The following is a 14,272-nucleotide window of genomic DNA, read 5'->3' as shown; positions in this document are numbered from 1 at the left end:
TGCTTTGGTCTTTTCAACAAAAAGAAGTGTGGGGAGGGCAGGGCATGGCCGAGGTCAGTCTGAAAAAACGTATCTGGGGATGGTTCTTTTTCGATTGGGCCAGCCAGCCGTATCACACCGTTCTGCTGACCTTTATCTTCGGGCCGTTCTTTGTGTCGCTGGCGAGCGAGAGTTTTCTGGCCCAAGGTGTGGATACCACACAGGCCAAGGCGAACGCACAGGCGATGTGGTCTTTTACCCTAACCATCACCGGCCTGATCATTGGGTTCAGCGCCCCTGTTTTGGGCGCGCTGGCCGATACCGGCGGGCGGCGCATCCCGTGGATCATCGGCTTTTCGCTGATGCTGGTCGCGGGCGCGGGCGGGCTGTGGTTCACCTCGCCCGATGGCAGCAACCTGATGTGGATGCTGATGGCATTCGCCTTCGGGTTTATCGGGGCGGAATTCGCGCTGATCTTTATCAACGCGCAACTGCCAGCACTGGGCACCGAGGAAGAGATTGGCCAAATCTCGGGTTCGGGGTTCAGCTTTGGCTATGCGGGCGGGGTTCTGTCGCTGTTCCTCTTGCTGTTGGTCTTTGTCGAACAGCCCAACGGCACGACGCTGATCGGGCTTGATCCGCTGTTCGGGCTACTGGATCCCGATACCCGCGAAGGGACACGCAGCACCGGACCGTTTGTGGCGATCTGGTATGCCGTGTTCATGATCCCCTATTTCCTGTGGGTGCGCGAAGTGCGCCCGACCGGCACCAAGACCAGCGTTCGTTTTGCGTTGGTCCGGCTGTGGGGGTCGATCAAAGCGCTGCCCGCCAAGCGCAGTCTGATGGCCTATCTTGGGTCGTCGATGATCTACCGCGATGCGCTGAACGGGCTGTATAGCTTTGGCGGTACATTCGCGCTGCTGGTGCTGGATTTCAGCGTGGTTCAGGTGGGCGTGTTCGGGATCATCGCGGCGATTGGCGCGTCGGTCTTTTGTTTTGTAGGCGGGCGTCTGGACAAGATGTTCGGCCCCAAACCCGTGGTGATCGCGTCGATCTGGGTGCTGATCGGCGTGTGTTTCATGCTGGTGAACCTGTCGCGTGATAGCATGTTCGGCGTGCCGGTGGCCGCCGGTTCGGCGCTGCCGGATATCATTTTCTATGTTTGCGGTGTGCTTATCGGCGGTATGGGCGGCGTCATGCAGGCATCAAGCCGGACGTTGATGGTGCGCCATTGCGATCCTTTGGCCCCGACCGAAAGTTTTGGCCTTTACGGCCTGACGGGGCGGGCGACAGCCTTTATCGCGCCCTTCCTGATCGGGGTGGCCACGGCCGTCACGGGCAGCACGCAGCTTGGCGTTTCGCCGTTGCTGGTCCTCTTTCTTTTGGGGCTGTTTATGCTACGCTGGGTTAACCCAAAGGGAGAGGCGATAGCATGAACCAGATTCGACGTTTCCTGTTTCTGATGGGTGCCCTGTTTGTTGTGGCCTGTGCAGGCGGTGCCGAGGTCGACATCGACGGCACCACGCGCCCCGACATTGATCCCGCCACTTTGCAGAACGTGGCCAAGGGCCAGTTCGGGGCCAAACGCCGCGCCTCGGTGCAGGATCCCGCGCCCTTGGGCAGCTATGCCAAGGGCTGTGTCGCGGGGGCCGAACAGCTGGCCGAAACCGGACCGACGTGGCAAGCAATGCGGCTGAGCCGCAACCGCAACTGGGGCCATCCCGAACTGGTCGATATGCTCAAAAAACTCAGTGTGAAGGCTGCCGCCCAACCTGGCTGGAACGGGATCTACATCGGTGACATGAGCCAGCCGCGCGGTGGCCCGATGCTGACCGGACACCGCAGCCACCAGATCGGGCTGGACGCCGATATCTGGATGCTGCCCGCCGCCAATCTGCGGCTGAGCGTGAACGAGCGCGAGAATATCAGCTCGATCTCGACCCGTCGCGCCAATGGCGCCTTTACCAACAGCAACTGGACCCGTGCCCATCACGAGATCATCAAAGCGGCAGCGCAAGACAAGCGCACCGCCCGCATCTTTGTCTTTCCAGGGGCCAAGGTGCAGATGTGCAAGGATGAAAAGGGCGACCGGCGTTGGCTGAACAAGGTGCGCCCATGGTACGGGCATCACTATCATTTCCACGTTCGCCTTGCCTGCCCCCGTGGCGCGCGCGGCTGCGTGGATCAGGCACCGCCGCCTCCGGGTGACGGGTGCGACGATGCGCAGAACTGGGTGAACGACATCCTGAACCCACCCCCGCCCAAGCCGCGCGATCCCAATGCGCCCGCGCCGAAACCCCGCCGCGAATTGCGGGTAGGAGATTTGCCACAGCAATGTGCTGGCGTTCTGGCCTCGCGCTGATCCTTTGGATTGGTGCGGCGCAGGCAGAAGGGCTGACCTTTCTGCGTGCCGTGCCGATGATACCGGACCTGAACGGGTTTGGTGGCCTGTCCGCAATCGAGATGCAGGACGGCCGCAGCGCCGTTGTGCTGTCTGACAGGGGGCAGGCATTCACCCTGTCCTTTGACCGCAGCAGCGGTGCGATTGACGCCGCGCCCGCAACCCAACCGCGCCCGAACCGCGACAGCGAGGGCCTCGCCCTTGCGGCGGGACAAATGTTTTACAGCTATGAGGGACCGGCGGAGGTCGTCGCCGCTGATGGCACGCAACTGCCGTCCCATCCCGACTTCGCAGGCTTTCATGTCAACGGGGCATTCGAGGCGCTGGCGGGCGCGCCCGATGGTACGCTGTATGTCATCCCCGAACGGACACAGGACGGCGACGCGCCCTTTCCGCTGTTCCGGTTTCGCGATGGTGCTTGGCAAGTGATCGGACACTTGGCGCGGACCGGACCGTTCCTGCCTGTGGGTGCGGATATCGGACCGGACGGGCAGCTTTATATCCTGTGGCGCGCGTTCTCGGCCCTTGGCTTTCGCAGTCGGATCACCCGCATAGATCCTGAAAACCTTACCGCCCCGCAAGAGCTGTTGTTGGCCACCGGATTGGGAGAGCATGACAACCTCGAAGGGCTGGCAGTCTGGCAATCCGACAGCGGCGCGACATGCCTGACCATGGTGTCAGACGACAATTTCCTGAACATCCTGCGCACCGAAGTGGTGGAATACGCCCTCACACAAAGCCTTGCGGGCGGGGCGCGCTGCGATTAAGAGGCCCGAGTTCACTCGAACCAAGTCGCCGCAACCTTGCTAAAAACGGGCATCATTATGACACGCGCACATCTTCCCGGCATTATTGCCATGGCCATCATCGTTGTGGCCTCGAATATCCTTGTACAATTCCTGTTCGGAAACTGGCTGACATGGGGGGCGTTTACCTATCCGCTCGCCTTTCTGGTCACCGACATCATGAACCGCGTCTATGGCGCGCAGGCCGCACGCAAGGTCGTCTTTGCGGGCTTTGTTGTGGGCGTCATCTGTTCGCTGATCGGCACGCAGGTCATGTTGCAGGGGGACGGGTACACCTATCCTGCGGTCACGCTGCGCATTGCTATCGGGTCCGGCCTCGCCTTCCTGACGGCGCAATTGCTGGACGTTGGGATCTTTTCGACCCTGCGTGACGGCGCGTGGTGGAAAGCGCCGCTTGTCTCGACCATCGTGGGCAGTTGTGTGGATACGGCGCTGTTCTTTACCATCGCGTTCTCGGCATCGCTGACCTTTATCGAACCTGCTAACGACGTCAGTTGGGCGGGCGAGGTGCTTCCTATTCTCGGCTTTGGTCCCATGGCACCGCTTTGGGTGTCGCTGGCAATTGCGGATTGGGCGGTCAAACTCGGCCTTGCGCTTATTGCTTTGGCACCATTCCGTGCAATCACCGCGCGTCTTGTCGCGGCTGCATAAATGCGTTGACTTTTACCCGCGCTGTGCAAAGCTGAGGGTGAGTTCAACAAATGTAAAGGAGGTGATCCAGTGTCAAGAAAGGTATTGGAGCGAGGTGTCGGAACAGCTTGGGAGGTCGCCTGCTAGGGCAGCCCCGCGCGGCGCAGACCGCCAAGTTGGTCGGTTGATCTAACCGTCACAACCTCCGAAACATTTCGAAAAGGGCCGCGCGTTTAATGCGCGGCCCTTTTTTCATGCGGTATTATCGTTCGTGGCGTTTGCGGGGATTAGGCCGCGACCGCCTCTGCATCCAGCGACCGCCATGCGGCTACTTCGGAATCATAGGTTTCGGACTGCACGGGGATCAGGCGGCCCATGAAGTCGATCATGTCCCGCGCACTTTCCGGCGCGCCCACCACCACATAGCGGTTCACATTAGACAGCGATTTAAACCGGCTTTTCAGGGATTCCCAGCTCCACCCTGCGCTGGTTTCGGCCCCGTCATAGCGGTCAAAGATCATCAACATGTCGACCTTGCCCTCGTGACTGTCAAAGACCGAGTTCATGAGTTCTGACATCGCTTCCATGTCTTCAGCGCTGACTTCCTGCACGATGCGAAAGGCATAAAGATCACTGCGGCTGGTGGCGACCTGAAGAATGCTTTTGGTGTTCAACATTGAAATTCTCCCGTAAATGTTAGGTTCATCCATTCAACCGCCACGCAGCCAAATATGTTCCGAAACGCGAAATGACATGCTGAAGATTTCAGACACCATCGCCATTCAAGACTGGGAGCTAAGCGAGCAATTCGTGCGCGCCTCGGGTCCGGGCGGGCAGAATGTGAACAAGGTCGCGACGGCGGTCGAACTGCGGTTCGAGGCAGAGCGTTCGCCGTCCCTTCCTGGTCCGGTCAAGACGCGACTGAAGCGGTTGGCGGGCCGACGCTGGACGCTGGAGGGGGCGCTTATCATCCAATGTGATGAAACCCGTAGTCAGGCCCGCAACCGCGACATTGCGCGAGAGCGTTTGAGAGAGCTTGTTCAGAAGGCGCTTGTGGTTCCCAAGCGCCGCATTGCGACACGTCCTACGCTGGGATCGAAAAAGCGCAGGCTTAAGGCCAAGAAGGTGCGCGGTGACATCAAGGCGATGCGGGGCCGCGTCGACCCGACCGATTAATTCAGCGACAGAAGGTCGAAGGACGACCGCGTCGAGGTTGCTTCGCTGTAGTGATCCGGCCCGATGGCGTCGAAGTTCAGTGGCATCGACTGCGCGCGCGTCACGACTTGGGATTGGTTTCCGCAGGCGGCAACAATGCTGGCCAGACCGAGGAGGGAAATTAACACGATACGTTTCACTTTACTGTCCAATACAATTAACCGTTTTCAATTGATGCGAATATGGCAACCAAATGTGGCAACTATTGGGCGGTTGTTCTGAAATTTATGACAATTGTCCTGTTTGCTGTTGATTTGTGAACGTTTGGCGGGGTGCGTATGTGCCGAGGCGGCGCAGCCCGTCGCGGGGCACGGCATCCGGCCCTGATATATGACTGGAAAACACGCTTTGCGCCCCACTGACCGCACGGGATTGGCCATCCTTCTCAGCCTTTTGGCCCTGGTTCTCTTTGATGCGATGGGGCTGGTGATTAAACACCTCTCTTCTACCTATTCCGCGGCTGAACTTTCGGCATGGCGCAACCTGTTCGGGATCGGCCCTGCGGTGATCGCGCTGTACCTGTCACGTCAATGGCGGAGCGGATTTCGGATGCGTCAGTGGAAGCTGGCCTTGGGACGGGGCGCAATCGTGACAGTGGCGCAGTTGTGTTTCTACATGTCACTCGGGCTGATGGATTTTGCGACCGCATCGACGATCACCTATGCCAACGCGCTGTTCATGACCGCGCTTGCCTATCCGCTGCTTGGCGAACGGGTCGGCCCATTGCGTTGGCTGGCAGTGGTGATCGGTTTCGTGGGGGTTCTGTTTGTCATGCAGCCGGGGGCGGACGGGTTCGCCGTGGTCGCGTTACTGCCGCTGGGGGCGGCGGCTTGCTATGCGCTGGTGGGGGTGACGGCGCGGATGATTGACGATGACGTACCCAGTGCGCTGGTCAACCTCTATTCCTCGGCCGCGTCGATGGTCGGGGCGGGGGTGCTTGCGCTGATGTTCGGCGGGTTCACCCCGATCCAAAGCGTGACGGACATGGCGTGGATCGCGGCCTTGGGCGGGTTTGGCGGCACGGCAGTGCTGTTGCTGGTGGTCAGTTACCGCATGACCGAACAAAGCAATCTGGCCCCGTTCAGCTATTTCGGCATCCCGCTGGCCTTTGTGCTCGGCTGGCTGTTCTTTGACGAAACCCCGTGGGATGCCCTGTTTCCAGGCGCGTTCCTGATTGCCGCAGGCGGGTTGCTGATCATCTGGCGCGAACGCAGCCGCAGGCGGCTTAGCGCATCGCCCCCGGTCCGGGAGTAAGCTCAATCGGCTTGCCTGTGGAACGCTTGGCCGGCATCGGCTGGACCGAGGCCATAACCACCGGATCACCGATGGGCTGTGCAGAGACGGGCAGGGCCGTCCACGGTTCGCCAACGGTTTCTGCGGTGGTCTGGACGGGCTGCGCGGCAGATTGCGGCGCGGGCGCAGAGGCCAAGGGCATGTCCAGCAGCGAAATGCTGGAGCGTGCGGAATGCACTTCGCGCGCCAGTTTCGCGGTGGCGACAAGGTGCCAGTCGAGGCCCGTTTGGCCCTGCAGGGACGCCTGTTCGATGTTTGCCTTGGCCACCTTGGCCTGCTGCGAGGTCAGTGTCAGCGATTCCGCAATGCGCGCACGGCTTTGGCGAATACGCTCGACACCGGCATCATATTCTTTTGCGCTAATCGCGCCGATCTCGCGGCGGGTTCTGAGGTCACGCAGTTCCGCGTCCTGTTCGGCCAGCAGTTCCGGCAGGCTGACCTGAAGCACCGACACCTGATTGTTCATACCGCGCAAGCTGCGCACCAGTTCGTTGGCCGACAGCAACTCGACACGGTTAGCAACTTCGCGCTGGCCGCGTGCGTTGCCGACGAGTGCACCAACAGCGCCGCCCGCAGCGGCCCCTGCGACACAGTTCTTGGCATTGCTGGCGGACACAACGACCAGACCACAGCCAATTGCCGCCCCCGTAAGGGCGCCCTTCACCGTGGCGCGGCGCACCAACTGGTCCGCCATCTGGTTCAACATGCGCGCCTGATCTTCAACGGGCGAGGATTGCGCGCTTTGGGTAAAGCCAAGCGCATCGACATTTGATCGCGTCGCTTCTTGTCCGATGGTGCCGCAGCCTGCCAGAAGTGCCGAAATACAAATGGTCGGAATGGAAAATGAATAACGCATAAAATTGCCCTGCCCGTAGCGTTCGTTTTTTTGTATGGGGCGAGGGCTAGGCGGCAAATGTGGTCAGAATTGGGCGATTGTCCACAATTTGAATACAATCGCCCGACTGTGTTTAAACTACAACAGGCTGCGCGGTCTGGGATCCGACACCGAAAACGCGCTTGTAGCGTTCGATTTCGCTGGCGGGGCCCATGGCTTTGTTCGGGTTGTCCGACAGCTTGACCGTGGGTTGGCCATTCGCGCTGACCGCTTTGCAGACAAGGGAGAAAGGCGCCAGACGATCATCGGGTGTCAGCCCTTTGAAGTCGTTGGTCAGCATGGTGCCCCAGCCGAACGACACGCGCACCCGTCCGTGGAATGTCTTGTGCAGTTCAAGGATTTTTTCCGCATCCAGCCCGTCCGAGAAGATAACCAGCTTGTCACGCGGGTCTTCGCCGCGTTCTTTCCACCATTTGATCGCCGTTTCCGCCGCACGTGCGGGGTCGCCGCTGTCGATGCGGATGCCGGTCCAACCGGCCAGCCAGTCGGGCGCACGGGAAAGGAACCCTTCGGTGCCATAAGTATCGGGCAGGATCACGCGCAGGTTGCCGTCATGTTCGTCCTGCCAGTCCTGCAACACGTCATAGGGGGCACGGGCCAGCGCCGCATCGTCCTGCGCCAGTGCGGAATAGACCATGGGCAATTCATGCGCGTTGGTGCCAATCGCCTCCAGATCGCGGTTCTTGGCGATCAGACAGTTCGAAGTGCCCGCAAAAGCCCCTGCCAGCCCTTCGCCCATCGCCTGCACACACCAGTCCTGCCACAGGAAACTGTGACGGCGGCGGGTGCCGAAATCGGCGACGCGCATTCCTTCATGGCCGCGCAACACTTCGATCTTTTCCCACAGCTTGGTCATCGCGCGGGCATAAAGCACCTGCAATTCAAACCGCCCCATGTCGTTCAGAACGGCCCGTCCGCGCAGTTCCATCAGCACCGCAAGGGCGGGGATTTCCCACAGCATCACCTCGGGCCACGACCCTTCGAACGTCAGCTCGTACTGGTCGCCGCGCCGTTCCAGATGATAGGGCGGCAGGCGCAGCGCCTCGAACCAGTCCATGAATTCGGGCGTGAACATCTGGCGTTTGCCATAGAACGTGTTGCCGCGCATCCATGTGCTTTCCCCACGGCTCAGCGACAGGGACCGGATATGGTCCAGTTGCTCGCGCAACTCGCCCTCGTCGATCAGATGCGCCAGTGGCACATGTTTGGACCGGTTGATCAGGCTAAAGGTGACCTGTGTATCGGGTTTGTTGCGAAACACCGACTGGCACATAAGCAGCTTGTAAAAGTCCGTGTCGATCAGGGACCGAACAATTGGGTCGATCTTCCATTTGTGGTTCCAGACGCGGGTGGCAATATCGACCATGAGGGGCAAGTCCTGTTTCGGTGTCAGCCCGTTGTGCCAAGTCACCCGACAAGGGGCAAGGGTGCGCCGCGTTTCAAAATACTTGGCGAAACGGTCGCCACGTGCCATTTTTCCTGCAGAATTTTTCCAAACGCTTTTTTTAACTCAAATATTTGAAAGGTAAAATCATGGCTGACGCAGAAAACCCGCTGATCCCGATCCAGACTAAGGTCATCAAGATCCGCACTCGATTGATAGAGTTCCAGCGCAAAGTGATGGTCAAGATCAGGGCGGTGGTGAACGCCTATCTCGCTTTTGCGGCCAATGTGCGCAAATCGGCCAAGGAACTGGCCCTTGCCGTGGGCAAGGCTGCGGTGGATCAAGTGCTGCGCATGGGGTCCAATCTGATCAACGTAATTCTGTTTGCCGAAAAGCAGTTGATCGAGGCGCTGAAGCTGTCCACGCGCATTCTCAAGACGATCAAAAGCGGCCTCAACAATCCGAGTAAGGTGTTCAAGGCGGTCAAGGCGATGGTGGCCCGCCTTGCCAAGCTTTACCGCATATTTGTGTCGCTGGTGCTGCGGTCGCTGGCCTATATCAATCCGGTCGAACGCGCGCTTTACGTGATCGACAGCATGCGCATTGTCCTGCAGATGGTGTTCCGCTGGATGACGCAGGTGTCGCCTTTGGCCAAGATGGTCAAACTGGTGCGTACCCAGCTCAAGAAATACGCGGCCCTGTTAAAGGCCGAGGGCAAGATCGTAACCGAACTGGTGAAAGAGGCAAACCGCCTGAAACCGGCCTAAGTTGTAGGGGCTCAGGTCAGGGTGACACCCGCGGCCTGCATCCCGTCCCGCGCTGCGGCCAGCGATCCGTCCAGATCAATGGCGCGGCACAGGTCCGTGCGCACGGTGACGTCAAAGCCGAGCTTGGCCGCATCCACCGCCGAAAAGTTCACGCAGAAATCCAGCGCCAGCCCGACAAGGGTCAGCTGCGTGATGCCGCGCGTGCGAAGATATCCCTCCAGCCCCGTGGGGGTTGTGTGGTCGTTCTCGAACAGGGCGGAATAGCTGTCGATGTCGGGGCGGTAGCCCTTGCGCACGATCATGTCGGCGCGGTCCACGTTCAGGTCGGGATGGAAGGCAGCGCCCTCTGTGCCCTGAATGCAATGGTCGGGCCACAGCACCTGCGCGCCATAGGGCATGTCGATCACCTCGTAAGGCGCGCGCCCCGCATGGCTTGACGCAAAGGACGAATGGCCCGCCGGATGCCAGTCCTGCGTCAGGATCACCGCATCGACGTCATCCATCAGGTCATTGATGCCCTTCACAATGGAATCCCCGTCCGGTACGGCCAGCGCGCCGTTGGGGCAGAAATCGTTCTGGACGTCGATCACGATCAGGGCATGGGTCATGGCGGTGGGCCTTTCAGTTGGGTCACGCCTTTTTCGCATTCGTGCGACCCCTTGCACAAGGCCTGTGCCATCGCCTATTTCCCTGCCATGTTTACTATTGCTGCCTTATATCATTTCACCCGCTTTGCTGATCCTGCGGCGATCAAGCCGCCGCTGCTGGACCTGTGTGTCGCCCATGACGTGCGGGGTTCGCTGCTGCTTGCGCCCGAGGGGATCAACGGCACCATCGCGGGACCACGCGCCGGCATTGACGCGGTGCTCGCCCATATCCGCGCCTTGCCCGGATGCAGCGGTCTGGAATGGAAGGAAAGCCACAGCCAGACGCCGCCGTTCGGCAAGATGAAGGTCCGCCTCAAGCGCGAGATCGTGACGATGGGCCAGCCCGATGTGGACCCCGCCGCGCGCACTGGTCACTACGTGGACGCCGCCGACTGGAACGACCTGATCCGGCGTGAGGATGTGGCCGTGATCGACACCCGCAATGACTATGAGGTTGCGATTGGCACCTTTGACGGCGCCATCGACCCGCAAACCGCCAGCTTTGGCGAGTTCCCCGCGTGGTGGGAGGAAAACAAGCATCGTTTCCACAACAAGAAAGTGGCGATGTTCTGCACTGGCGGCATCCGCTGCGAAAAGTCGACGAACTATCTGTTGGGCCAAGGGGTCGAGGATGTGTTCCACCTCAAGGGTGGTATCCTGAAATACCTTGAGGAAGTGCCAGCCGCCGACAGCACATGGCAGGGCGAATGCTTTGTCTTTGACGGGCGCGTCAGCGTCGGTCACGGGCTTGAGGTCGGCCCGCACCTGCTATGCCATGCCTGCCGCCGTCCGATCCTCCCCGAAGATCGCAACCGCCCTGAATATGAACAGGGCGTGTCGTGCCATCACTGCGTGAACGAGACGAGCGATGACGACAAAGCGCGCTTTCGCGAGCGTCAGAAACAGGTGGCATTGGCCCGCGAACGCGGCACAGACCACCTGACCGGACGTATGCTGCCCGACAAGTAAGCCGCTATGGCGGTGGGGCCGCTTGGCCCCGCCTGTCGTTTGTTAGTGTGCTTCGGCCCAGTTTTGCCCGCTGCCTGCATCGACGGTCAGTTTGACGTCCAGATGCACCACAGGGTCTGCGGCCCCTTCCATCACTTTGCGCGCCACGTCGATCAGATCGTCCACCGCTCCATCTTCGACCTCGAACAACAGTTCATCGTGCACCTGCAACAGCATCGTCGCGGGCAAATCCTTGATCGCGTCCGGCATGCGGATCATCGCACGGCGGATCACGTCAGCGGCAGTCCCTTGGATCGGCGCGTTGATCGCGGCCCGTGCGGCAAACCCCGCACGCGGCCCTTTGGATGCGATCTCGGGCGTGTGGATACGCCGCCCGAACAGGGTCTGCACATAGCCGTGTTCTTTCGCGAATGCCTTAGTGTCGTCCATGTATGTCCGGATGCCAGGAAAGCGTTCGAAATAGCGGTCGATGAACCCCTGCGCCTCGGCCCGTGGAATGCGCAGGTTGCGCGCCAGCCCAAAGCCCGAGATGCCATAGATCACACCAAAGTTGATCGCCTTGGCCTGACGGCGCACATCCGGCGTCATCTCGTCCAGCGGTACATCGAACATTTCCGATGCTGTCAGCGCGTGAATGTCGATGCCGTCCGCGAATGCCTGCTTTAGTTCTGGGATGTCCGCGATATGGGCCAGAATACGCAATTCGATCTGGCTGTAATCGAGCGCAACCAGCGTTTTGCCCGCCTCGGCGACGAACGCCTCGCGGATACGGCGGCCTTCCTCGCTGCGGATCGGAATGTTTTGCAGGTTCGGATCGGTCGACGCCAGCCGCCCCGTGGACGCGCCCGCAATGGAGTAAGACGTATGCACGCGCCCTGTGTCGACGTTGATGTGATCCTGAAGCGCGTCGGTGTAGGTCGATTTCAACTTCGACAACTGCCGCCAGTCCAGCACGCGTGCGGGCAATTCATGCTCGGTCGCCAGATCCTCAAGCACATCGGCCCCCGTGGCATAGGCACCGGTCTTGCCCTTCTTGCCGCCCTCGATCCCCATCTCGTCAAACAGGATCTCACCCAGTTGCTTGGGGCTGCCCACGTTGAACTTACGCCCCGCCAGTTCATAAATTTCATCCTCAAGCCCCGCCATCTTCTGGGCAAAAGCGTTGGACATGCGCGACAGCGTATCGCGGTCCACCTTGATGCCCGACCGCTCCATCGCGGCCAGAACCGGCACAAGGGGGCGTTCCAGCGTTTCATAGACTTTGGTGACTTGGGCGCGATGCAATTGCGGCTTGAACTGTTGCCACAGGCGCAGTGTAATATCGGCATCTTCGGCGGCATATTTCACCGCGTCCTCGATCGGCACCTGATCGAATGTCTTGGCGGATTTGCCGGATCCGAGCAGCGGCTTGATCGGGATCGGCGTGTGCCCAAGATAGCGTTCAGACAGCGTGTCCATCCCGTGCCCGTGCAGGCCGCCATGCATCGCATAGGACATCAGCATCGTGTCATCAATAGGCGCGACCGTGATGCCGATCTGGGCAAAGATCTTGGCATCGTATTTCATGTTCTGCCCGATCTTGAGGATGCTCTCATCCTCCAGCACGGGTTTGAGCATCTCGAGCGCAGTCTCAAGCGGCATCTGCCCGTCCGACAGCGCGTCCGAACCGAAGAGGTCATCACCGCCCTGTTTATGGATCAGCGGGATGTAACACGCATGCCCCGCGTTCACAGCCAGCGATATCCCGACAAGGTCGGCGGTCATTTCGTTCAGGCCTGTGGTTTCTGTGTCCACCGCGACATAGCCACGCTCGTAAATCAGGTCGATCCATGTTTGCAACGCGGCGGCATCGCTGACCTGTTCATAGGTCGCGTCGTCGAAATCGGGTGCCTCGGGCGCGTCGTTGGCGGCAGGGGCGGTGGGTTCCTTGATCTCGGGCGCTTCGACATTGAACTGGTCGGCGACACGCTTGGTCAATGTGCGGAATTCCATCTCCGCAAGGAAGGGCATCAACTGGTCGGGGTGCGGGTCGCGTACCTCCAGATCGTCCAGCGTGAAATCAAGCGGCGTGTTCTCGTCGAGTAGCACCAGCTTGCGCGACAGCCTGATCTGGTCGGCATGGTCGATCAGGGTCTGGCGGCGCTTGGGCTGCTTGATCTCTTCGGCACGGTCCAGCAAGGCATCAAGATCGCCATATTCGTTGATCAACAGGGCCGCCGTTTTGATCCCGATCCCCGGCGCACCGGGCACGTTGTCGACGCTGTCACCCGCCAGCGCCTGCACATCGACCACACGGTCGGGATAGACGCCGAATTTTTCGAACACCCCTTCGCGGTCGATGCGTTTGTTCTTCATCGCGTCCAGCATTTCGACACCGTCGCCTACCAGCTGCATCAGATCCTTGTCCGAGCTGATGATGGTACAACGCCCGCCAGCGGCGCGCGCCTGCACGGCAAGGGTCGCAATGATGTCGTCGGCCTCAAAGCCTTCCTTTTCCTTGCACGCGATGTTGAACGCCTCGGTCGCGGCACGGGTCAGCGGGATCTGCGGGCGCAGGTCCTCGGGCATCGCCTCGCGGTTGGCCTTGTACTTGTCATACATCTCGTTGCGAAACGTGTGGCTGCCTTTGTCAAAGATCACGGCCACATGGGTCGGGGCATCGGGGCCTGTGTTTCCCTCGACATATTTGTACAGCATGTTGCAAAATCCGCTGACCGCGCCAATGGGCAGGCCGTCGGACTTGCGGGTAAGGGGCGGCAGGGCGTGATAGGCGCGAAAAATGAACGCGGACCCGTCAATAAGATGCAGGTGACAGCCTTTGCCGAATGTTTGCGTCATGCGATTTACCCCTCGATGTGTTCGAAAGGTATTGCCACGATCCGCAATGTCCTGCCAGCGGCGTTGAAAAGTTTTCTTGTGATGCCGATTGGCTGATCCGCATCCTCAGCCGTGCTTCAAATCGCGCGCGTCGGCTCAGGCGTCCGCCTCGGGCGCGCCATAGACATATTTGCAATCGCAATAGGGGCACTCGACCCAGCCGGTATCCTCGGGGATTTGCAGCCACACACGCGGATGCCCCAACGCACCTTCGCTGCCATCACAGGCCAAACGGCGGGTCGCGACATATTTGGTCTCGGGGGCGTCGATGGTCATGGCTGTGATCCTTGCAAAGAAGCGAGATGTGCTTCCGGTTTATGGAACAAGGCCGCAAGGCAGACAAGGCCTTAGTCGCTCCAATTCCCCCTCCTCCGCGATCCCGAAACGACCCAAAGTCACAAACCCGACC

15 protein-coding genes are annotated in these 14,272 nt (G+C 60.1%); 8 read left to right on the top strand and 7 right to left on the bottom strand.

Annotation, left to right across the window (positions count from 1 at the left end; all coding sequences use genetic code 11):
* Positions 1–44: 44 nt before the first annotated feature.
* Genes AC6GQJ_RS09975 through AC6GQJ_RS09960 form a run of 4 tightly spaced genes read left to right on the top strand, consistent with a single transcriptional unit; the run spans position 45 to position 3,837 of the window.
* A complete protein-coding gene (locus tag AC6GQJ_RS09975) occupies positions 45–1,415 on the top strand; it encodes an MFS transporter (protein WP_500767766.1) in 1,371 nt (456 codons plus the stop codon).
* A complete protein-coding gene (gene mepA, locus AC6GQJ_RS09970) occupies positions 1,412–2,341 on the top strand; it encodes a penicillin-insensitive murein endopeptidase (protein ID WP_500767764.1) in 930 nt (309 codons plus the stop codon). Before AC6GQJ_RS09975 ends, mepA begins: the two co-directional genes overlap by 4 nt.
* Positions 2,314–3,147, top strand: coding sequence for an esterase-like activity of phytase family protein (locus AC6GQJ_RS09965; protein ID WP_500767762.1), 834 nt, complete (start codon positions 2,314–2,316; stop codon positions 3,145–3,147). The genes mepA and AC6GQJ_RS09965 overlap by 28 nt, the downstream gene beginning before the upstream one ends.
* Before the next feature lie 57 nt (positions 3,148–3,204).
* On the top strand, positions 3,205–3,837 hold the full coding sequence (locus tag AC6GQJ_RS09960) for a queuosine precursor transporter (RefSeq protein WP_500767760.1): 633 nt from the start codon (positions 3,205–3,207) through the stop codon (positions 3,835–3,837).
* 266 nt (positions 3,838–4,103) lie between these two features.
* Here AC6GQJ_RS09960 and AC6GQJ_RS09955 read toward each other — a convergent pair whose 3' ends face one another.
* On the bottom strand, positions 4,104–4,493 hold the full coding sequence (locus AC6GQJ_RS09955; protein WP_500767758.1) for a SpoIIAA family protein: 390 nt from the start codon (positions 4,491–4,493) through the stop codon (positions 4,104–4,106).
* Between the two features lie 76 nt (positions 4,494–4,569).
* Here AC6GQJ_RS09955 and arfB point away from each other — a divergent pair, with 76 nt between their 5' ends.
* Positions 4,570–4,992 (top strand): alternative ribosome rescue aminoacyl-tRNA hydrolase ArfB, encoded by a 423-nt coding sequence (arfB, locus tag AC6GQJ_RS09950; protein WP_500767756.1) that lies wholly within the window; start codon positions 4,570–4,572, stop codon positions 4,990–4,992.
* On the opposite strand, the gene AC6GQJ_RS09945 is transcribed toward arfB, so the two are convergent.
* Positions 4,989–5,171 (bottom strand): hypothetical protein, encoded by a 183-nt coding sequence (locus tag AC6GQJ_RS09945; RefSeq protein WP_500767754.1) that lies wholly within the window; start codon positions 5,169–5,171, stop codon positions 4,989–4,991. The genes arfB and AC6GQJ_RS09945 overlap by 4 nt on opposite strands.
* A 190-nt stretch (positions 5,172–5,361) precedes the next feature.
* On the opposite strand from AC6GQJ_RS09945, the gene AC6GQJ_RS09940 reads away from it, so the two are divergent.
* Positions 5,362–6,285: a DMT family transporter gene (locus AC6GQJ_RS09940; RefSeq protein ID WP_500767752.1), complete on the top strand. Its 924-nt coding sequence runs from the start codon at positions 5,362–5,364 to the stop codon at positions 6,283–6,285.
* Here the strand turns inward: AC6GQJ_RS09940 and AC6GQJ_RS09935 are convergent.
* Positions 6,257–7,180, bottom strand: a complete 924-nt coding sequence (locus tag AC6GQJ_RS09935; RefSeq protein WP_500767750.1) for a hypothetical protein — start codon at positions 7,178–7,180, stop codon at positions 6,257–6,259. The two genes, AC6GQJ_RS09940 and AC6GQJ_RS09935, sit on opposite strands and share 29 nt — an antisense overlap.
* A 112-nt stretch (positions 7,181–7,292) precedes the next feature.
* The gene (gene pncB, locus AC6GQJ_RS09930) at positions 7,293–8,585 is read right to left on the bottom strand and encodes a nicotinate phosphoribosyltransferase (protein WP_500773879.1); all 1,293 of its coding nucleotides are present in this window, start codon (positions 8,583–8,585) and stop codon (positions 7,293–7,295) included.
* Positions 8,586–8,752: 167 nt separating this feature from the next.
* Between pncB and AC6GQJ_RS09925 the strand changes: the two genes are divergently transcribed.
* Positions 8,753–9,370: a hypothetical protein gene (locus AC6GQJ_RS09925; RefSeq protein WP_500767748.1), complete on the top strand. Its 618-nt coding sequence runs from the start codon at positions 8,753–8,755 to the stop codon at positions 9,368–9,370.
* Between the two features lie 11 nt (positions 9,371–9,381).
* Here AC6GQJ_RS09925 and pncA read toward each other — a convergent pair whose 3' ends face one another.
* The gene (gene pncA / locus AC6GQJ_RS09920) at positions 9,382–9,978 is read right to left on the bottom strand and encodes a bifunctional nicotinamidase/pyrazinamidase (RefSeq protein WP_500767746.1); all 597 of its coding nucleotides are present in this window, start codon (positions 9,976–9,978) and stop codon (positions 9,382–9,384) included.
* Between the two features lie 87 nt (positions 9,979–10,065).
* Here pncA and trhO point away from each other — a divergent pair, with 87 nt between their 5' ends.
* Entirely contained in the window at positions 10,066–10,986 is a 921-nt protein-coding gene (trhO, locus tag AC6GQJ_RS09915) for an oxygen-dependent tRNA uridine(34) hydroxylase TrhO (RefSeq protein ID WP_500767744.1), read from the top strand.
* Positions 10,987–11,028: 42 nt separating this feature from the next.
* On the opposite strand, the gene polA is transcribed toward trhO, so the two are convergent.
* Together polA and AC6GQJ_RS09905 are read right to left on the bottom strand one after the other, a co-directional pair.
* On the bottom strand, positions 11,029–13,824 hold the full coding sequence (polA, locus tag AC6GQJ_RS09910) for a DNA polymerase I (protein ID WP_500767742.1): 2,796 nt from the start codon (positions 13,822–13,824) through the stop codon (positions 11,029–11,031).
* Positions 13,825–13,959: 135 nt separating this feature from the next.
* Positions 13,960–14,139 (bottom strand): zinc-finger domain-containing protein, encoded by a 180-nt coding sequence (locus tag AC6GQJ_RS09905; RefSeq protein WP_500767740.1) that lies wholly within the window; start codon positions 14,137–14,139, stop codon positions 13,960–13,962.
* Positions 14,140–14,272 lie beyond the last annotated feature (133 nt).

The organism is Tateyamaria sp. 7Alg 36, from assembly GCF_059882455.1.
The sequence above is the reverse complement of the archived record's forward strand: the minus strand, read 5'-3'. Positions and strand labels throughout refer to the sequence as shown.

What these genes read in the sequence shown, in the direction of transcription:
- AC6GQJ_RS09925 (WP_500767748.1), top strand. Translation starts at nt 8,753, where the DNA reads ATGGCTGACGCAGAAAACCCGCTGATCCCGATCCAGACTAAGGTCATC.
- polA (WP_500767742.1), bottom strand. Translation starts at nt 13,824, where the DNA reads ATGACGCAAACATTCGGCAAAGGCTGTCACCTGCATCTTATTGACGGG.
- AC6GQJ_RS09905 (WP_500767740.1), bottom strand. Translation starts at nt 14,139, where the DNA reads ATGACCATCGACGCCCCCGAGACCAAATATGTCGCGACCCGCCGTTTG.
- arfB (WP_500767756.1), top strand. Translation starts at nt 4,570, where the DNA reads ATGCTGAAGATTTCAGACACCATCGCCATTCAAGACTGGGAGCTAAGC.
- pncA (WP_500767746.1), bottom strand. Translation starts at nt 9,978, where the DNA reads ATGACCCATGCCCTGATCGTGATCGACGTCCAGAACGATTTCTGCCCC.
- trhO (WP_500767744.1), top strand. Translation starts at nt 10,066, where the DNA reads ATGTTTACTATTGCTGCCTTATATCATTTCACCCGCTTTGCTGATCCT.
- AC6GQJ_RS09935 (WP_500767750.1), bottom strand. Translation starts at nt 7,180, where the DNA reads ATGCGTTATTCATTTTCCATTCCGACCATTTGTATTTCGGCACTTCTG.
- AC6GQJ_RS09955 (WP_500767758.1), bottom strand. Translation starts at nt 4,493, where the DNA reads ATGTTGAACACCAAAAGCATTCTTCAGGTCGCCACCAGCCGCAGTGAT.
- AC6GQJ_RS09940 (WP_500767752.1), top strand. Translation starts at nt 5,362, where the DNA reads ATGACTGGAAAACACGCTTTGCGCCCCACTGACCGCACGGGATTGGCC.
- AC6GQJ_RS09975 (WP_500767766.1), top strand. Translation starts at nt 45, where the DNA reads ATGGCCGAGGTCAGTCTGAAAAAACGTATCTGGGGATGGTTCTTTTTC.
- AC6GQJ_RS09965 (WP_500767762.1), top strand. Translation starts at nt 2,314, where the DNA reads ATGTGCTGGCGTTCTGGCCTCGCGCTGATCCTTTGGATTGGTGCGGCG.
- mepA (WP_500767764.1), top strand. Translation starts at nt 1,412, where the DNA reads ATGAACCAGATTCGACGTTTCCTGTTTCTGATGGGTGCCCTGTTTGTT.
- AC6GQJ_RS09960 (WP_500767760.1), top strand. Translation starts at nt 3,205, where the DNA reads ATGACACGCGCACATCTTCCCGGCATTATTGCCATGGCCATCATCGTT.
- pncB (WP_500773879.1), bottom strand. Translation starts at nt 8,585, where the DNA reads ATGGTCGATATTGCCACCCGCGTCTGGAACCACAAATGGAAGATCGAC.